General features: G+C 72.1%; 16 protein-coding genes. All 16 read left to right on the plus strand.

What is annotated here, in order from left to right:
* Positions 1 to 1,959, plus strand: a complete 1,959-nt coding sequence (locus PX701_RS16525; protein ID WP_231430907.1) for a primosomal protein N' family DNA-binding protein — start codon at positions 1 to 3, stop codon at positions 1,957 to 1,959.
* A 58-nt stretch (positions 1,960 to 2,017) separates the two neighbouring features.
* Positions 2,018 to 2,950 (plus strand): methionyl-tRNA formyltransferase, encoded by a 933-nt coding sequence (gene fmt / locus PX701_RS16530; protein WP_275506967.1) that lies wholly within the window; start codon positions 2,018 to 2,020, stop codon positions 2,948 to 2,950.
* Between the two features lie 42 nt (positions 2,951 to 2,992).
* Entirely contained in the window at positions 2,993 to 4,408 is a 1,416-nt protein-coding gene (locus PX701_RS16535) for an RsmB/NOP family class I SAM-dependent RNA methyltransferase (RefSeq protein ID WP_420831086.1), read from the plus strand.
* Between the two features lie 67 nt (positions 4,409 to 4,475).
* The gene (gene rpe / locus PX701_RS16540) at positions 4,476 to 5,135 is read left to right on the plus strand and encodes a ribulose-phosphate 3-epimerase (protein WP_275506922.1); all 660 of its coding nucleotides are present in this window, start codon (positions 4,476 to 4,478) and stop codon (positions 5,133 to 5,135) included.
* Between the two features lie 29 nt (positions 5,136 to 5,164).
* Positions 5,165 to 5,428, plus strand: coding sequence for a phosphoribosyl-ATP diphosphatase (locus PX701_RS16545; protein ID WP_157424159.1), 264 nt, complete (start codon positions 5,165 to 5,167; stop codon positions 5,426 to 5,428).
* A 43-nt stretch (positions 5,429 to 5,471) separates the two neighbouring features.
* Positions 5,472 to 6,314, plus strand: coding sequence for an ATP phosphoribosyltransferase (hisG, locus tag PX701_RS16550; RefSeq protein WP_231430909.1), 843 nt, complete (start codon positions 5,472 to 5,474; stop codon positions 6,312 to 6,314).
* A 9-nt stretch (positions 6,315 to 6,323) separates the two neighbouring features.
* Positions 6,324 to 7,085, plus strand: a complete 762-nt coding sequence (gene hisF, locus PX701_RS16555) for an imidazole glycerol phosphate synthase subunit HisF (RefSeq protein ID WP_275506923.1) — start codon at positions 6,324 to 6,326, stop codon at positions 7,083 to 7,085.
* Positions 7,082 to 7,471 (plus strand): phosphoribosyl-AMP cyclohydrolase, encoded by a 390-nt coding sequence (gene hisI / locus PX701_RS16560; RefSeq protein ID WP_275506924.1) that lies wholly within the window; start codon positions 7,082 to 7,084, stop codon positions 7,469 to 7,471. Before hisF ends, hisI begins: the two co-directional genes overlap by 4 nt.
* Positions 7,472 to 7,513: 42 nt before the next feature.
* The gene (locus PX701_RS16565; protein ID WP_231430912.1) at positions 7,514 to 9,037 is read left to right on the plus strand and encodes an anthranilate synthase component I; all 1,524 of its coding nucleotides are present in this window, start codon (positions 7,514 to 7,516) and stop codon (positions 9,035 to 9,037) included.
* Positions 9,034 to 9,678, plus strand: a complete 645-nt coding sequence (locus PX701_RS16570) for a Trp biosynthesis-associated membrane protein (protein WP_275506925.1) — start codon at positions 9,034 to 9,036, stop codon at positions 9,676 to 9,678. Before PX701_RS16565 ends, PX701_RS16570 begins: the two co-directional genes overlap by 4 nt.
* A gap of 35 nt (positions 9,679 to 9,713) precedes the next feature.
* Positions 9,714 to 9,944 (plus strand): DUF6704 family protein, encoded by a 231-nt coding sequence (locus tag PX701_RS16575; RefSeq protein ID WP_231430914.1) that lies wholly within the window; start codon positions 9,714 to 9,716, stop codon positions 9,942 to 9,944.
* Positions 9,945 to 10,715 (plus strand): indole-3-glycerol phosphate synthase TrpC, encoded by a 771-nt coding sequence (trpC, locus tag PX701_RS16580; RefSeq protein WP_231430915.1) that lies wholly within the window; start codon positions 9,945 to 9,947, stop codon positions 10,713 to 10,715.
* 1 nt (position 10,716) lies between these two features.
* Positions 10,717 to 11,925 (plus strand): tryptophan synthase subunit beta, encoded by a 1,209-nt coding sequence (gene trpB / locus PX701_RS16585; RefSeq protein ID WP_275506926.1) that lies wholly within the window; start codon positions 10,717 to 10,719, stop codon positions 11,923 to 11,925.
* Entirely contained in the window at positions 11,922 to 12,716 is a 795-nt protein-coding gene (trpA, locus tag PX701_RS16590; protein ID WP_231430917.1) for a tryptophan synthase subunit alpha, read from the plus strand. The genes trpB and trpA overlap by 4 nt, the downstream gene beginning before the upstream one ends.
* Positions 12,717 to 12,775: 59 nt before the next feature.
* Complete coding sequence (gene lgt / locus PX701_RS16595; protein WP_374201116.1) at positions 12,776 to 13,765, plus strand: prolipoprotein diacylglyceryl transferase; 990 nt, start codon at positions 12,776 to 12,778, stop codon at positions 13,763 to 13,765.
* 163 nt (positions 13,766 to 13,928) lie between these two features.
* Positions 13,929 to 18,452, plus strand: a complete 4,524-nt coding sequence (gltB, locus tag PX701_RS16600) for a glutamate synthase large subunit (RefSeq protein WP_231432328.1) — start codon at positions 13,929 to 13,931, stop codon at positions 18,450 to 18,452.
* The last annotated feature ends 7 nt before the right edge of the window (positions 18,453 to 18,459 follow it).

Raw genomic sequence — 18,459 nt, forward strand, 5'->3', positions numbered from 1 at the left:
GTGACGGGCGGCCCGGTCGCCAGGGTGCTCGTCGACTCGCCGCTGCCGCAGCTCGACCAGCTCTTCGACTACCGCGTGCCCGATCGCCTCGCCGAGGCCGCCCGGCCCGGCGTCCGGGTCCGGGTTCCGCTGCGTTCCGGGGGGCGGATCGCCGACGGCTGGCTCGTCGAGCTCGCCGCGTCGAGCGAGTACGAGGGCCGTCTCTCCGACGTCGACGACGTCGTGTCCGAGGTGCCGCTGCTGACGCCCGACGTCTGGAGGCTCGCCCGCGCGGCAGCCGACCGTGCCGCGGGCAATGCGAGCGACATCCTGCGCCTCGCGATCCCGAGCCGGTATGTGCGGGTCGAGCGCGCGTGGCGTGCCGCCGAACCCGATGCCGGCCCGTTGCCTTCCGAGGCCGTCGCCGTCGGCGGCTTCGAACCCGGTGCCGTCGAGGCGGGCATCGCTGCCGGGGAGCGCTTGTCACTCGCCGCCGACCCGCGACCGGTGCGACTGCCGAACGGCGAGTGGGTCGGGGCATGGGCGGTCACGCTCGCGCAGGCTGCCGCGCGCACGCTCGCGGGCGACCGGTCGAGCCTCGTCATCGTGCCCGACTACCGCGACCAGGAGCAGCTCGAGGCGGCGCTGGCCGCCGTCGTCGACCCGAGACGGGTGCTGCGCACCGACGCCAGGCAATCGGGCGGCGCGCGCTTCCGGGCCTTCCTCGACGCGACCGGCGACGCGGCTCGCATCATCATCGGCAACCGGTCGACGGTGTACGCACCTGCCGCGCGCCTCGGGCTCATCGCGATGTGGGACGACGGCGACGCGCTCCAGCACGAGCCGCTGTCACCGGGGGTCCACCCGCGCGACGCGGCGCTCATCCGCCAGGAGCAGTCGGGTGCCGCGCTGATCTTCCTCGGCCACACGCGAAGCGTCGAAGTCGAACGGCTCGTCGAGATCGGCTGGGTGCGCCACGTCGCGTCGCACCGGCACACCCGGCCCCGAGTCATCCTGACCGAGCAGCAGTCGAGCCCCGAGCCGGGGTCGGCGCGCATCCCGTCGACCGCGTGGCGTCAGGCGCAGGAGGCCGTGCGGGAGGGCCCCGTCCTCGTGCAGGTCGCCCGTCCCGGGCACACGCCGATGCTCGTGTGCGACCGCTGCCGCGAACCCGCCCGGTGCGCCGCCTGCGGCGGCGGCCTCGCCGTGCCGCGGTCGGGCGGTGTCCCGCGCTGCACGCTCTGCGGCGCGAGCGCCGCCTCCTGGACGTGTCCCGTCTGCGAGTCGACGAAGCTCCGCGCCGCGACCGTCGGAGCCACCCGCACCGCCGACGAGCTCGGGCGAGCCTTCCCTCGGGCGAAGGTCGTGCTCTCCGACGGCGAGCGCCCCGTGCTGCGGGTCGGTCCAGAACCGGCACTCGTCGTCGCGACCCGCGGGGCCGAACCCATCGCCGACGGTGGATATCGTGCGGTGCTGCTCCTCGACGGCGAGCGGATGCTGCTGCGCGAATCGCTCCGCGTCGCGGAGGACTGCCTGCGCTGGTGGTCGAACGCCGCGGCCCTCGCCGCGCCGGGCGCACCAGTCTTCCTCGTCGGCGTCGCGGGCGCGCTCGCGCAGACGCTCGCCGGCTGGCGCCAGCTGGAGTGGGCCGGCACCGAGCTCGCCGCCCGCCGGGCGCTGCGATTCCCGCCCGCGGTGCGGGTGGCGAGCGTCACCGCCCCGCACGCGGGCGTCGAGCGGGCGATCACCGCGTCGAAGGCGGCCGCCCCCGGCGTCGACGTGCTCGGTCCGACCCCCGCCGAAGAAGACCTCGAGCGGGCGATCGTCCGCTTCGACTACGGTGCGGGCAACGCCGTCGCGAAGGCGCTGCGGGCCGAGATGATCACGGTCGCGACCGAACGGCGCCGACCGGTGGGTGGTCGCCCGCCCCGCCGGCCCCGGGTGCTGCGCGTCCGCTTCGACGATCCCGACGTGCCGTAGCCGCACGTCGCCGAGCGAGCCCGTCGTCGGGATCCGGAAGAATGGCCGGGTGAACACCCTGCGCCTCGTCTTCGCCGGAACGCCCGCCCCGGCCGTGCCCAGCCTCGAACGCCTCGCCGCGGGCCCCCACGAGATCGTCGGCGTCGTCACGCGGCCCGACGCCCCGCTCGGCCGCAAGCGAGTGCTCACGCCGTCGCCGGTGGCGGCCGCGGCCGAGCGGCTGGGGCTTCCCGTCGTGAAGGCCGCCCGGCTCGACGACGCGGCGACGGCCGGCATCGAGGCGCTCCGTCCCGATCTGGGCGTCATCGTCGCGTACGGCGGTCTCGTGCGCGAGCCGCTGCTCTCGCTGCCGCGACACGGGTGGATCAACCTGCATTTCTCGGCGCTTCCCGCCTGGCGCGGGGCCGCTCCCGTGCAGCACTCGATCATCGCCCGCGACGCCGAGCTCGCGGCATCCGTCTTCCAGCTGGTGCCCGAGCTCGACGCGGGCGACGTCTTCGCGGTGCACCGGCGTCCGGCCGCCGACGGGCTGACCGCCGGCGGCGCCCTCGAGCTGCTCGCCGACGAGGGGGCCGAGGTGCTCGCCGCGGTGGTCGACGGCATCGCCGGCGGCACGGCGGTCGCGGTGCCGCAGGCGGGCGAGCCGAGCTTCGCGCCGAAGCTCACGATCGACGACGGCCGCCTCGACTGGACGGGTGACGCACGCGCGGTGCTCGCGAGGTACCGCGGGGTGACCCCCGAACCGGGTGCGTGGACGACGATCGGCGGCGAACGGCTCAAGGTGCTCGAGGCGCGGCCGGTCGATTTCGGTCAGGCGGGGGAGCAGGGCGTGCTCGCCCCCGGCGAGCTGCGCCCCGAGCGCCGGCGCGTGCTCGTCGGCACCGCGACCGAGCCCGTCGAGCTCGTGCGCGTGCAGCCCGCCGGCAAGGGCGCGATGGCCGGGGCCGATTGGGCACGCGGACTCGCGCCGGAGACGCGCAAGCTCGAGTAGCGGCGCATCGCCGGGCCGCGCGGCGCCGCGTACAGTTGACGGGTGAACGACGAACGCCGCTCCCGCAGGCCCGACCGCAGACGAGCACCCGCGCAGGTCAGGGTGTCGCCGCCGCGCATCGTCGCATTCGAGGTGCTCGAGGCCGTCCGCGACGACGAGGCGTACGCCAACCTGCTGCTGCCGAATCGCATCGAGCGCTCCCGTCTGACCGAGGCCGACGCCGCGCTCGCGACCGAGCTCACGTACGGGACCCTCCGGATGCTGGGCTTCTACGACGCGGTCATCGCGATCGCCGCGGGCCGTCCCGTCGACCGCATCGACCCGCCCGTGCTCGACGTGCTCCGCCTCGGCGTGCACCAGCTGCTCTCGACTCGGGTGCCCACGCACGCGGCCGTCAACGAGCAGGTCGTCATCGCGAAGCGCGTCGCGCCGACGGCGAGCGGGTTCGTGAACGGCGTGCTCCGCACGATCTCGCGCACGAGCGCCGAGGAGTGGCGCGAGGCGGTCGCCGCCGAGTACGACGGCGACGCCCGCACGGCCGTGCTCGCCTCCCACCCCGAGTGGGTCGTGCGCGCCCTGCGCGCCGCGCTCGACGGCGAAGGTCGCGCCGACGAACTCGATGACCTGCTCGAGGCCGACAACGCCGCTCCGCGGGTGAACCTCGTCGCCCTGCCGGGTCTCGGCGACGAGGATGCCGCGGCGCTCGGCACCCCGAACCGTTTCTCGCCGATCGGCTTCACGGCCGACCGGCCGCTCGCCCTCGTCGCCGCGCACGAGGGCCGCGTCCGCGTGCAGGACGAAGGGTCGCAGCTCGCAGCACTCGCCCTCACGAGGGCGGCGCCGGTCCGTCCGGGGGAGCGTTGGCTCGATCTCTGCGCCGGCCCCGGGGGCAAGACCGCGATCCTCGCGGCGGAGGCGCTCGCCGCCGATGCGACGCTCGTCGCCAACGAACTCGTGCCCGCCCGGGCAGAACTCGTGCGCCGCGCGATCGCCGGCGTCCCGCTCGAGGTCCACGTCGCCGTCGGCGACGGACGCGAGACCGCAGCCGTCGCACTCGGTGCGGAGGGCGGCTTCGATCGCATCCTGCTCGATGCGCCGTGCACCGGACTCGGCGCGCTCCGGCGCCGGCCGGAAGCACGCTGGCGCAAGCAGCCCGCCGACGTGCCCGAGCTCACGAGGCTCCAGGGCGAGCTGTTCGACCATGCCGTGCGCCTGCTCGCACCCGGCGGCGTCCTCGCCTACGTCACCTGCTCGCCGCACACCGCCGAGACGCGCGGCACCCTCCGCGCGGGGCTGCAGCGCCACCCCGAGCTCGAGCAGCTCGACACGCGCGCGGTGCTGCAGTCGGTCGCGCGCGAGCAGCTCGATCTCGCCGGCGACGCCGAGACCGTGCAGCTGTGGCCGCACCGGCACGGCACCGACGCCATGTTCATCGCGCTCGTCCGCCGCAGCGCCTGAGGGCGGCACCACGCGGCCGAGGTCGGCGCCGGCACGAGGCATCCCGCCGCTGGCTAGGCTGCTGCCCATGACGACGCGCATCAACCCGAGCATCCTGGCCGCCGACTTCGCGAACATCGAGCACGAGCTCACCCGCATCGCGACCGCCGACCTGGTGCACGTCGACGTCATGGACAACCACTTCGTGCCGAACCTCACGTTCGGTCCGCAGATGGTCGAGCGCATCCAGGCGACGAGCCCGATCCCGCTCGACGTGCACCTCATGATCGACGATCCCGACCGCTGGGCGCCCGGCTACGCGGAGCTGGGCGCTGCGAGTGTGACGTTCCATGTCGAGGCCGCAAGCGATCCCGTCGCCGTCGCTCGCCGCCTGCGCGAGATCGGGGCCCGAGCCGGCATCGCACTGAAGCCCGGGACCGAGGCCGAGCCTCTCCTCGAGGTCCTGCACGAGTTCGACCAGGTGCTCGTGATGACGGTCGAGCCGGGGTTCGGCGGGCAGTCGTTCATGCCCGAGACCATGCCGAAGCTGCGGCGCGTGGCCGACGCCGTTCGCGCTCGCGGCCTCGACGTGTGGCTGCAGGTCGACGGCGGCGTCACGGTCGACACGATCGGCATCGCGGCCGAGGCGGGGGCCGACACGTTCGTCGCCGGCTCGGCGGTGTTCCGCGGCATCCCCGAGGACCAGATCGCCGCCCTGCGGGCCGCCGCAGCGACCCACGCGCACTGACCCCTCGCCGCCACCGGTAGTCTGTGAGCGTGAAGACCTTCGACGAACTCTTCGTCGAGCTGAGCGACAAGGCCCGCACCCGCCCAGAGGGTTCCGGCACCGTGCGCGAGCTCGACGCCGGCGTGCACGCCATCGGCAAGAAGATCGTCGAAGAGGCCGCCGAGGTGTGGATGGCCGCCGAGTACCAGAGCGACGCCGAGACGGCCGAAGAGATCTCGCAGCTGCTCTACCACCTGCAGGTGCTCATGCTCGCGAAGGGGCTCTCGCCGGCCGACGTGTACCGACATCTCTGATCGCGCCATGCCCGATCAGTTCCGTCGACACGAAAGCTCAGACATGCTCAGAATCGCCGTGCCCAACAAGGGTTCGCTCGCCGAGACCGCCGCGCAGATGCTGTGGGAGGCCGGGTACACCGGTCGCCGGGACCAGCGCGACCTGCACACCGCCGACCCGCGGAACGGGGTGGAGTTCTTCTACCTGCGGCCGCGCGACATCGCGACCTACGTCGGGTCGGGCGCGCTCGACGTCGGCATCACCGGTCGCGACCTCCTGCTCGACTCCGGGTCGGATGCCTCGGAGATCGCCCCGCTCGGTTTCGGCGACTCGACCTTCCGGTTCGCAGGCCCGGCCGGCCGGTTCGCCGAGCTCGGCGACCTCGAGGGCGTCCGCGTCGCGACGAGCTATCCCGGCCTCGTCGGCGCCTTCCTCACGGGCCGGGGCGTCACCCCGTCGAAGCTCGTGAAGCTCGACGGCGCGGTCGAGTCGGCCGTGCGGCTCGGCGTGGCCGACGCGGTCGCCGACGTCGTGTCGACGGGTGCGACCCTGCGTCAGGCCGGGCTCGAGATCTTCGGGCCCGTCATCCTCGAGTCCGAGGCGGTGCTCATCGGCTCGGGCGTCGACAAGCCCGGCGCGGCGACGCTGCTGCGGCGCCTCCAGGGCGTCCTCGTCGCCCGGCAGTACGTGCTCCTCGACTACGACGTGCCGGTCGAGCACCTCGAGCAGGCGACCGCTGCGGCGCCCGGCTTCGAGTCGCCGACGGTGTCGCCCCTGCACGACCCCGAGTGGGTCGCCGTGCGCGTCATGATCCCGCGCGTCGACATGAACCACGTGATGGACGAGCTCTACGCCCTCGGCGCTCGTGCGATCCTCGTGAGCGCCATCCACGCGGCACGGTTGTGAGGTGAGCGCATGAGCCTCGCCGTCCGCGTGATCCCGTGCCTCGACGTCGCCGCCGGCCGCGTCGTGAAGGGCGTCAACTTCCAGAACCTGCGCGATGCCGGAGACCCCGTCGAGCTCGCCGCCCGCTATGCCGAACAGGGCGCCGACGAGCTGACGTTCCTCGACGTGACCGCGACGGTCGACGACCGGTCGACGACCTACGACATGGTGCAACGCGTCGCCGAGCAGGTGTTCATCCCGCTCACCGTCGGCGGCGGCGTGCGCTCGACCGACGACGTCGCGAGGCTGCTCGGCCACGGCGCCGACAAGATCGGCGTGAACAGCGCGGCGATCGCCCGGCCCGCGCTCGTGGCCGAGATCGCCGACCGCTTCGGCGCGCAGGTCTGCGTGCTGTCGCTCGACGTCAAGCGATCCGACCGCACCGAGTCGGGCTTCGTCGTGACGACCCACGGCGGCCGCACCGAGACCGACCTCGACGCGCTCGAGTGGGCCCGGCGTGCGATCGGGCTCGGCGCCGGCGAGCTGCTCGTGAACTCGATCGACGCCGACGGCACGAAGCAGGGCTTCGACCTCGAGCTCACCGCCCTCATGCACGAGCTGTCGACGGTGCCCGTCATCGCCTCCGGCGGCGCGGGTCGCGTCGCCGACTTCCCGCCCGCGATCGCAGCGGGCGCCGACGCGGTGCTCGCGGCCTCGGTCTTCCACAACGGCGAGCTGACGATCGGCGAGGTCAAGCAGGCGCTCGCGGCCGACGGAAGGATCGTGCGATGAACGAGAACCCGTCGACCGCGGAGCAGGCGCTCGAACGTGCCGTCTTCAATGATCAGGGGCTCCTGCCCGCCGTGATCCAGCAGTGGGACAGCGGCGAGATGCTCATGCTCGGCTGGATGGACCGCGAGGCGCTGCGCCGCACGCTCACGGAGGGCCGGGTCACGTTCTGGTCGCGCTCGCGCCAGGAGTACTGGCGCAAGGGCGATACGTCGGGCCACGCCCAGTACGTGCGCTCGGCCGCGCTCGACTGCGACGCAGACACCCTGCTCGTGAAGGTCGAGCAGATCGGTGCGGCCTGCCACACGGGCACCCGCACCTGCTTCGACGGCGACCCGATCGACGTCGTGCAGGGGCGGCTTCCCGATGATCCGGCGCCTGTCGGCTGACGGACCGGCCACCCCGACCGACACACGCGACGAGGAGACACGATGACCGCCACGACGACCTTCGACGAGTTCTCGGGCCTGCTCGCCGGCCGTCGGGTGGTGCCCGTCGTGCGCGAGCTCTTCGCCGACGGCGAGACCCCGGTCGGCATCTACCGCAAGCTCGCCGAGGGGCGCCCGGGCACCTTCCTGCTCGAGTCCGCGGAGCAGGGCGGCATCTGGTCGCGCTACTCGTTCGTCGGCGTCTCGTCGTACGGCGTCATCACCGAGCACGACGACCGCGTCGAATGGCACGACCACGGGCTGTCGGCGGAGCGGGCGCTCGGCGAGGCATCCCGGCTGCCGCCGCTCGCGGCGCTCGAGGCGCTGTTCGAGCGCTGGCGCACGGAGGACGTGCCGGGCGCGCCGCCGCTGACCGGCGGCCTCGTCGGCTTCATCGGCTGGGAGGCGGTGCGCCAGATCGAGCACCTGCCCGACCGGCCGCCGGCCGAGTCCTCGATCCCTGGGCAGGCGTTCGCGTTCGTCGCCGAGCTCGTGGTCATCGACCACCGCACGGGCACCGTGCAGCTCATCGCCTCGGTGCTGAACGACACCGGCGCCGACGCCCGCGAGCTGTGGGACGACGCGCAGGAGCGCCTCGACCGCATGCAGCGGGGCCTCGCCACCCCGGCGGAGGCGTGGCTGGCCGAGATCGACCTCGCCCGGGCCGCGACGCCGACGCATCGCACCGCAGAGGCCGACTTCCTGGCGGCGGTGGACCGGTCGAAGGACTTCATCCGCGACGGCGACGTCTTCCAGGTCGTCATCTCCCAGCGATTCGAGCACGAGGCGACCGCGCCGGCGCTCGACGTCTACCGGGTGCTGCGCAGCCTCAACCCGAGCCCCTACATGTACTACCTCCACCTCGAGGATGCAGCGGGCGAGCCCTACTGGATCGTCGGGTCGTCGCCCGAGGCCCTCGTCAAGGTGCAGCACGGACGCGTCTTCACGCACCCGATCGCGGGATCCAAGCCCCGCGGTGCGACCCCCGAGGAGGACGCCGACCTCGAGGCGGCGCTCGTCGCCGACCCGAAGGAGCAGGCCGAGCACCTCATGCTCGTCGACCTCGCGCGCAACGACCTCGCGAAGGTCTGCGCAGCCGGCTCGGTCGAGGTGACCGAGTTCATGCGGGTCGAGCGGTTCAGCCACATCATGCACCTCGTGTCCTCGGTGGAGGGCGACCTCGAGCCCGGTGTGAACGCGATCGAGGTGTTCCGGGCGACGTTCCCCGCCGGCACCCTCTCCGGCGCGCCGAAGCCGCGGGCGCTCGAGATCATCGACGAGCTCGAACCCGCCCAGCGCGGACTGTACGGGGGAGTGGTCGGGTACTTCGGATTCGGCGGCGACGCCGACCTCGCGATCGCGATCCGCACGGCGGCGATCTCGGGGGGTGTCGCCCGCGTGCAGGCGGGTGCGGGCCTCGTCGCGGACTCCGACCCCGCGAGCGAGTTCGAGGAGTCGCGCAACAAGGCGGCCGCGCCGCTTCGGGCCGTCGCCGTCGCCAACGCGATGCGGAGGGTGGAGTCGTGAGCCGCGCCCGCATGAAGCTCCCCGCGATCATCGCCTCCGTGGTCGGATCGGGCCTCGCCCTGCTGGCGTGGAGCCAGACCTGGTTCGGCCTCGTCCTCGCGAGCGGCACCGGCGCGCACGTGAACGCCGAGGTCATCGCGGTACCCGGCAGCGTCGCCTCCCCGGCGCTGGCCGCGCTCGGCCTCGCCGGCCTCGCCCTCGCCGCGGCGCTCGCCCTCGCCGGTCCCGCGATCAGGGTCGTGCTCGGCGTGCTCGAGATCGTGCTGGGCGGATGCCTCGTGCTCGCCGCCTGGCTCGCACTCGCCGACCCCGTGGCCGCCGTCTCGGCGTCGGTCACCGAGGCGACGGGCGTCGCCGGCGACGGACCGACGGCCGAGCTCGTGGGCGCCGCCGTGGCGACCGCCTGGCCCGCCGTCGCCCTCGTCGGCGGCGTGCTCGTCGCCGCCGCCGGAGGACTCGTGCTCGCCACAGGGACCCGCTGGCCCGGATCCTCCCGCCGCTACCGCAGCGGCCTCGAACCCGCCGACGGCGCACCCGCCGTCGAGCGCGGCGCGGCCGAGCGCGCCGTCGACGACTGGGACGAGCTCAGCCGGGGCGACGACCCGACCGATGACACGACCGGCCCCGAACCGACCCGCTAGACTTGCGGGCGAAAACCCCCGCACGAAGGAGCATCATGAGCATTGAGACCGCAGATCCCGGCCACGGACACTCGCCCGCGGCGTGGACCTCCGTCACCATCATGCTCATCGCGTTCGTGATCGGCACGGTCGCGTTCTTCCTCGACGTGCAGTGGCTCGTCTGGGCGTCGGCAGGACTCCTCGTCGTCGGCCTCATCGTCGGCTGGGTGCTTGCCCGTGCCGGCTACGGTGTCGGCGGCGCGAAGGTCGCTGAGAAGGCGCACTAGGTGCTGGCCGAGCTGACGGCGAACGCGGTCGCCGACGCGCTCGCGCGCCGTGAGACGCGTCCGCTCGACGAGGTCGAGGCCGCCGCCATGGCTCGCCCGGCCGCACTCGACGCCCTGGCCGCCCTCCGGCCGGCGTCGCACGTCAAGGTCATCGCCGAGATCAAGCGCTCGAGCCCCTCGCGCGGCTCGCTCGCCGCGATCGCCGACCCTGCTGCGCTCGCGCGCAGCTACGAGCTCGGTGGCGCGAGCGCGATCAGCGTGCTCACGGAGCAGCGCAAGTTCGGCGGATCGCTCGCCGACCTCGAGGCCGTGCGCGCCGCGGTCGCGCTCCCGGTGCTGCGGAAGGACTTCATCGCGACGCCGTATCAGGTGTTCGAGGCTCGCGCCGCCGGTGCGGACCTCGTGCTGCTGATCGTGGCCGCGCTCGACGACCGGGTGCTGCGCGAGCTCTTCGACCTCATCGTCGAGCTCGGCATGACGCCGCTCGTCGAGACGCACTCGGCCGACGAGCTCGATCGGGCCGCCGCGCTCGGCGCACGCCTGATCGGCGTGAACGCCCGCGACCTCTCGACCTTCGAACTCGATCGCGACCTGTTCGGCCGACTGGCCGACCGATTCCCGGCCGACGCGATCCGTGTCGCAGAGTCGGCGGTGCTCTCACCGGCCGACGTCGCGCACTACCGCTCTTCGGGCGCCGACGTCGTGCTCGTGGGTGAGGCGCTCGTCACGGGCGACCCGATTGCCAATCTCTCAGCATTCCTGGCGGTGTGACATGGCGCTCAGAGCGCAGACCGGTCCGTACTTCGGCGACTTCGGCGGGCGCTTCGTGCCCGAGTCCCTCGTGGCCGCCCTCGACGAACTGGGTGAGGCGTACGACCTCGCGAAGCTCGATCCGGCGTTCGGCGCCGAACTCGCGGAGCTCGGCCGGAGCTACACGGGCCGGCCGTCGATCATCACCGAGGTGCCGCGGTTCGCGAAGCACGCCGGTGGTGCGCGCATCATCCTGAAGCGCGAAGACCTGAACCACACGGGCTCGCACAAGATCAACAACGTGCTCGGGCAGGCGCTGCTCACGAAGCGCATCGGCAAGCAGCGCGTGATCGCCGAGACCGGTGCCGGCCAGCACGGCGTCGCGACGGCGACGGCGGCGGCCCTCTTCGGGCTCGACTGCACCATCTACATGGGCGAGGTCGACACCGAGCGGCAGGCCCTCAACGTGGCCCGCATGCGCCTGCTCGGCGCCGAGGTCGTCGCGGTCACGGCGGGCTCGCGCACGCTGAAGGACGCGATCAACGAGGCGATGCGAGACTGGGTCACGAACGTCGAGACGACGAACTACATCTTCGGCACGGTCGCTGGCCCCCACCCGTTCCCCGAGATGGTGCGCGACTTCCAGAAGATCATCGGCGAGGAGGCCCGCCAGCAGGTGCTCGACCTCACGGGTTCGCTGCCGACGGCGGTGGCGGCGTGCGTCGGCGGCGGCTCGAACGCGATCGGGATCTTCCACGCCTTCCTCGACGACGAGGGCGTCGGCCTCTACGGCTTCGAGGCCGGCGGCGAGGGCGTCGACACCGAGCGGCACGCGGCCACCATCACGATGGGCCGGCCCGGTGTGCTGCACGGCGCCCGCAGCTACCTCCTGCAGGACGAAGACGGCCAGACGATCGAATCGCACTCGATCTCGGCAGGACTCGACTACCCCGGCGTCGGACCCGAGCACTCCTGGCTCGCCGCCATCGGGCGGGCCGAGTACCGCCCGGTCACCGACGACGCCGCGATGCAGGCGCTGCGCCTGCTCACCCGCACCGAGGGCATCATCCCGGCCATCGAGTCGTCGCACGCGCTCGCGGGCGCACTCGAGCTCGGTCGCGAGCTCGGCGACGGCGCGACGATCCTCGTGAACCTCTCCGGCCGCGGCGACAAGGACATGGACACCGCGGCGCGGTACTTCGAGCTCTACGACGAGGAGGCCGGCGAATGAGCGCCCGCAGCACGGTCGGCCCGGTCATCGCTCGGCGCAACGTCGAGGCATCCGGAGCCCTCATCGGGTACCTCCCGGTCGGATTCCCGACACTCGACGAGAGCGTCGAGGCCGCCGTCGCCCTCGTCGAGAACGGCGTCGACGCGCTCGAACTGGGCCTGCCGTACTCCGATCCCGTGATGGACGGCCCGGTGATCCAGGCGGCGACCCAGCAGGCGCTCGCGAACGGCTTCCGCCTCGCCGACGGCTTCGAGGCCGTCCGGCGCATCACCGAGCGGGTCGACGCTCCGGTGCTCGTCATGACGTACTGGAATCCCGTCGTGCAGTACGGCGTCGAGCGGTTCGCCGACGACCTCGCCGCCGCCGGGGGAGCAGGCCTCATCACGCCCGACCTGATCCCCGACGAAGGCGCCGACTGGATCGCCGCATCCGAGCGAACCGGGCTCGACCGGGTCTTCCTCGCGGCACCGACGTCGACCGATGCGCGCATCGCGCGCGTGGTGGAGGCGAGCCGGGGCTTCGTGTACGCCGTGTCGACCATGGGCATCACCGGTGCGCGCGCCGATGTCGACCGTGCGGCGCGTGGCGTCGTCGAGCGCCTGCAGGCCGCCGGTGCGCCCGCCAGCTGCGTGGGCGTCGGCATCTCGACGGCCGCGCAGGTCGCCGAGGTGCTCGAGTACGCCGAGGGCGCGATCGTGGGCTCGGCGCTCGTGAAGGCCCTCGCCGACGGCGGGGTCCGCGGGGCGGGCGACCTCGCCGCGGAGCTCGCACGCGGCACGGTCGCGAGTTGAAGTACGCTGACTGAGGCCCACGCGGCCGACGTCGCTTCCGAGGAAAGGCAAGATCCCGAGTGATCGCCCCGATCAGCATCCCGAGCCCCGATTACGACTGGCGCACGATCGAGATCCCCGTGCCGTGGGGCATCATCCCGATCCAGACGTACGCGCTGTGCATCCTCGCCGGCATCATCCTGGCCGTGATCATCACCTCGCGGCGTCTCACGAAGCGCGGGGCCGAGCCCGGCGTCGTGCTCGACATCGCACTGTGGGCGGTGCCGCTCGGCATCATCGGCGCCCGTGCGTATCACGTGTTCACGCACCCGGCCGACTACTTCGCCGGGCAGGAGCCGTGGAAGGTCCTCGCGATCTGGGAGGGCGGCAACGCCATCTACGGTGCGCTCATCGGTGGCGCGATCGGTGTGATCATCGGCTGCCGGTTCACCGGACTCCGATTCTGGTCGTTCGCCGACGCGCTCGCGCCGGGCCTGTTGGTCGCCCAGGCCGTGGGCCGGCTCGGCAACTGGTTCAACCACGAGCTGTACGGCGCCCCCACCGACCTGCCGTGGGGTCTCGAGATCGAGTTCGGCAACCCGGCCTGGCCGCAGGGACTCGTCGAGGGGACGCTCTTCCACCCAACGTTCCTCTACGAGCTCATCTGGAACCTCCTCGGCGCTGCCGTGATCGTGATGCTCGAGCGCCGCATCAACCTGCGCTGGGGCAAGGCGTTCGCGATCTACCTCATCTGGTACGGGCTCGGTCGTTCGTTCTTCGAGTCGATCCGCGTCGACCCGAGCGAGATGTTCCTCGGCATCCGCGTGAACGTCTGGACCTCGTTCGCCGCGATCGTGCTCGGCATCGTGCTGTACCTCGTGCAGCGCCGTCGCCACACGGGTGACGAGCCCAGCCCGTACGTTCCCGGACGTGAATGGAAGGGCCCCGACGCTGAGGTAGACTCAGACGAAATCGAGTCCGACTCAGACTCTCTCGACGACGGCGTCGAGGGCGAGAACGACCCCCAGGGCGAGACGGCGGCCACAAGCCCGAGCCGTACCACCTCGTAGGCAGGCCGCCCCACCCGTTCTCCGAAGCGACGCCGCACCATGCGTCGTGCATCCCCGTGTAGGGCCGATGGCGTCCCCGCTTCCCCTTAGTTGATGAGGACGGTTCCCTGTGTCGCTCACTCCTCCCTTCTCGCGGTTCGGAACCGTTCCGCCTGCCCAGGGCATGTACGACCCCGCCGCGGAGAAAGACGCGTGCGGCCTCGCGATGGTCGCCACGCTCCGCGGCACCGCGGGGCATGACATCATCACCGCGGCGCTCGACGCGCTGCGGCATCTCGAACACCGCGGTGCGGTCGGCTCCGACGCCGGCACCGGCGACGGAGCGGGCATCATCACCCAGATCCCCGACGAATTCCTGCGCGCGGTGAGCTCGTTCCCGCTGCCCGAGGCGGGGGCCTACGCCGTCGGCAACGCGTTCCTGCCGGTCGACCCGACGACGCGCAGCCGCGTGAAGCAGCAGCTCGCCGAGCTCGCGGCCTCCGAGGGCCTCGAGGTGCTCGGCTGGCGCGAGGTCCCGGTGCGCCCCGACGAGCTCGGCACGCTCGCTCGCGCCGCCATGCCGGCGGTGCAGCAGCTCTTCGTGCGATCGTCCGCGACGACGTCGACGGGCGCGCGGCTCTCCGGCATCGCGCTCGACCGGCTGACCTTCCGGTTCCGCAAGCGGGCCGAGCGCGAGCTCGAGCTCTACTTCGCGTCCCTCTCGTGCCGAACCATGGTCTACAAGGGCATGGTGACGACGCTCCAGCTCGAGCCGTTCTACCCCGACCTGTCCGACGAGCGGTTCGCCTCGAAGCTGGCGCTCGTGCACTCGCGGTACTCCACGAACACGTTCCCGTCGTGGCCGCTCGCTCAGCCGTTCCGCATGATCGCGCACAACGGCGAGATCAACACCATCCAGGGCAACCGCAACTGGATGCGCGCCCGCCAGTCGCAGCTCGAGTCCGAGGTGCTCGGCGACCTCGACCCGATCCTGCCGATCGTCACGCCCGGCGCCAGCGACTCGGCCTCGTTCGACGAGGTCGTCGAACTGCTCACGCTCGCCGGCCGCAGCCTGCCGCACGCCATCATGATGATGGTCCCCGAGGCGTGGGAGAACCAGGCCGAGCTGAGCCCCGAGCGCCGCGCGTTCTACGAGTACCACTCGATGCTCATGGAACCGTGGGACGGCCCGGCCGCGATCGTCTTCACCGACGGCACGCTCGTCGGTGCGACGCTCGACCGCAACGGCCTCCGCCCCGGTCGCTACATCGTCACCGACGACGGCCTCGTCGTTCTCGCGAGCGAGATCGGCGTGCTCGACCTCGAGCAGTCGCGCATCGTCCGCAAGGGCCGGCTGCAGCCGGGGCGCATGTTCCTCGTCGACACCGAGCACGGCCGCCTGATCGAGGACGACGAGGTCAAGTCCGAGCTCGAGCAGGCATCGCCCTGGGGCGAGTGGCTCGAAGAGGGGCGCATCCGCCTCGCCGACCTGCCCGAGCGCGAGCACATCGTGCATCCGCCCGCCTCGGTCAACCGCCGCCAGCGCACCTTCGGCTACACCGAAGAAGAGGTGAAGATCCTGCTCACGCCGATGGCGAAGACGGGGCAGGAGCCGCTCGGCGCCATGGGGTCGGACACGCCCATCGCGGTCCTCTCCAAGCGCCCGCGCCTGCTCTTCGACTACTTCACGCAGCAGTTCGCGCAGGTGACGAACCCGCCGCTCGACTCGATCCGCGAAGCGGTCGTGACCTCGCTCGGCACCTCGCTCGGGCCCGAGCGCAACCTGTTGAGCGCCGGCCCCGAGCACGCACGGCAGGTCTCGTTGACCTTCCCGGTCATCGACAACGACGAGCTCGCGAAGATCGTGCACATCGACCCGATGCCCGGTCGTCGCACGACGGTCACGATCCGTGGCCTCTACCGGTTCGACGAGGGCCCCGACGCGATGCGCGACCGGCTCGCGGCGATGTGCGCCGAGGTCGACGAGGCGATCGAGGAGGGCGCGAAGTTCGTCGTGCTCTCCGACCGTGACTCGAACAAGGACCTCGCGCCGATCCCGTCGCTGCTCATGCTGTCGGCCGTGCACCACCACCTGATCCGGTCGGAGAACCGCATGAAGGTGGGGCTCGTGGTCGAGGCCGGTGACGTGCGCGAGGTGCACCACGTGGCACTCCTCGTCGGCTACGGCGCTTCTGCCGTCAACCCGTACCTCGCGATGGAGACCTGCGAGGACCTCGTTCGAGCCGGCATCATCAGCGGGGTCTCGCCGGAGCAGGCCGTGCACAACGTGATCAAGGCGCTCGGCAAGGGCGTGCTCAAGATCATGTCGAAGATGGGCGTGTCGACGATCTCGTCCTACGCCGGAGCCCAGGCGTTCGAGGCTGTCGGCCTGTCGCAGGCGCTCATCGACGAGTACTTCACCGGCACGACGTCGAAGCTCGGCGGAGTCGGCATCGACGTCATCGCAGCCGAGAACCTCGACCGCCACACCCGGGCCTATCCGCAGGACCAAGCGGTCCGTGCCCACGAGCGGCTCGCCACCGGCGGCGAGTATCAGTGGCGTCGCGACGGTTCGCCGCACCTGTTCAACCCCGAGACCGTGTTCCGGCTCCAGCACTCGACGCGCAACCGCCGATACGACGTGTTCCGCGAGTACACCTCGCTCGTCGACTCGCAGGCCGAGGAGCTGCTCACGCTGCGCGGCATGTTCGCGCTGCGCACCGGCACCCGGCCCGCGGTGCCCATCGACGAGGTCGAGCCGGTCTCGTCGATCGTCAAGCGGTTCTCCACCGGCGCGATGAGCTACGGCTCGATCTCGAAGGAGGCGCACGAGACCCTCGCGATCGCGATGAACCGCCTCGGCGCCAAGTCGAACACCGGTGAGGGCGGCGAGGACCTGGACCGCCTGCTCGACCCCGAGCGCCGCAGCGCGATCAAGCAGGTCGCGTCCGGTCGATTCGGCGTCACGAGCATGTACCTCACGCACGCCGACGACATCCAGATCAAGCTCGCGCAGGGCGCGAAGCCCGGCGAGGGCGGCCAGCTGCCACCGACGAAGGTGTACCCGTGGGTCGCCCGCACGCGGCACGCGACCGCGGGCGTCGGGCTCATCTCGCCCCCGCCGCACCACGACATCTACTCGATCGAAGACCTCAAGCAGCTCATCTTCGACCTCAAGCGCGCGAACCCGAAGGCTCGCATCCACGTGAAGCTCGTCAGCCAGTCGGGCATCGGCGCGGTCGCGGCGGGCACCGCCAAGGCCCTCGCCGACGTCATCCTCGTCTCGGGGCACGACGGCGGCACGGGAGCGAGCCCGCTCAACTCGCTCAAGCACGCGGGCACCCCGTGGGAGCTCGGCCTCGCCGAGACGCAGCAGACGCTCATGCTCAACGGCATGCGCGACCGCGTCGTCGTGCAGGTCGACGGCCAGCTGAAGACGGGTCGCGACGTCGTGATCGGCGCGCTGCTCGGCGCCGAGGAGTTCGGCTTCGCGACGGCGCCGCTCGTCGTCGAGGGCTGCGTCATGATGCGGGTCTGCCACCTCGACACCTGCCCGGTCGGCGTCGCCACGCAGAACCCCGAGCTCCGCAAGCGATTCAGCGGCAAGCCCGAGTTCGTCGTCAACTTCTTCGAGTTCATCGCCCAGGAGGTGCGCGAGTACCTCGCCGAGCTCGGCTACCGCTCGATCGACGAGATCATCGGCCGCCGCGAGCTGCTCGACGTCGACCGCGCGGTCGACCACTGGAAGGCGTCGGGGCTCGACCTCACGCCCGTGCTCGTCGGTCCCGACTTCTCCGAGGCCGACGCCCGCCGAAACGCCCGCGCTCAGGACCACGAGCTCGACGAGCACTTCGACAACGAGCTCATCCGCCGGGCCGGCATCGTCCTGGAGGAGGGCGGGTCGGTCTCGATCGAGCTGCCGATCAAGAACACCGAGCGCGCGGTCGGCACGATGCTCGGCCACGAGGTCACCTCGCGGCACGGCGAGCAGGGGCTGCCGACGGGCTCGATCGAGGTCACGCTCAGCGGATCGGCCGGCCAGTCGCTCGGCGCCTTCCTGCCCGGCGGCATCACGATCCGGCTCGAGGGCGACTCGAACGACTACGTCGGCAAGGGCCTCTCGGGCGGGCGGATCGTGGTGCGACCCGCCCGCGACAGCGGGTTCGTCGCCGAGCGCAACGTCATCGCAGGCAACGTCATCGGGTACGGCGCGACGAGCGGCAGCATGTTCATCCGCGGCATCGTGGGCGAGCGGTTCCTCGTCCGCAACTCCGGCGCGACTGCGGTCGTCGAGGGCGTGGGCGACCACGCGCTCGAGTACATGACCGGCGGGCTGGCGCTCATCCTCGGCGAGACCGGGCGCAATCTCGGGGCCGGCATGTCGGGCGGCACCGCCTACGTGCTCGACCTGCGCGAGGGACGGGTCAACCGCGAGTCGCTCGCGGCCGGCGAGCTCGAACTCCTCCCGCTCGGCAGCGCCGACGGCGAGATCGTGCGCGACCTGCTCGAGCAGCACGTCGCCGAGACCGACTCCGCGGTGGCCGCGGCGCTCCTCGCCGAGGGCGACGCCGCGTTCGACCGCTTCACCAAGGTGCTGCCGCGCGACTACGCGGCAGTGCTCCGTACCCGCCAGAGCGCGGTCGACGAGGGGCTCGACCCCGACGGCGACGTCGTCTGGGGCCGAATTCTGGAGGTGACCAATGGCTGAGATCCTT

Origin of the sequence: Agromyces chromiiresistens, from assembly GCF_029167465.1 — a bacterium.
GTDB lineage: Bacteria > Actinomycetota > Actinomycetes > Actinomycetales > Microbacteriaceae > Agromyces > Agromyces chromiiresistens.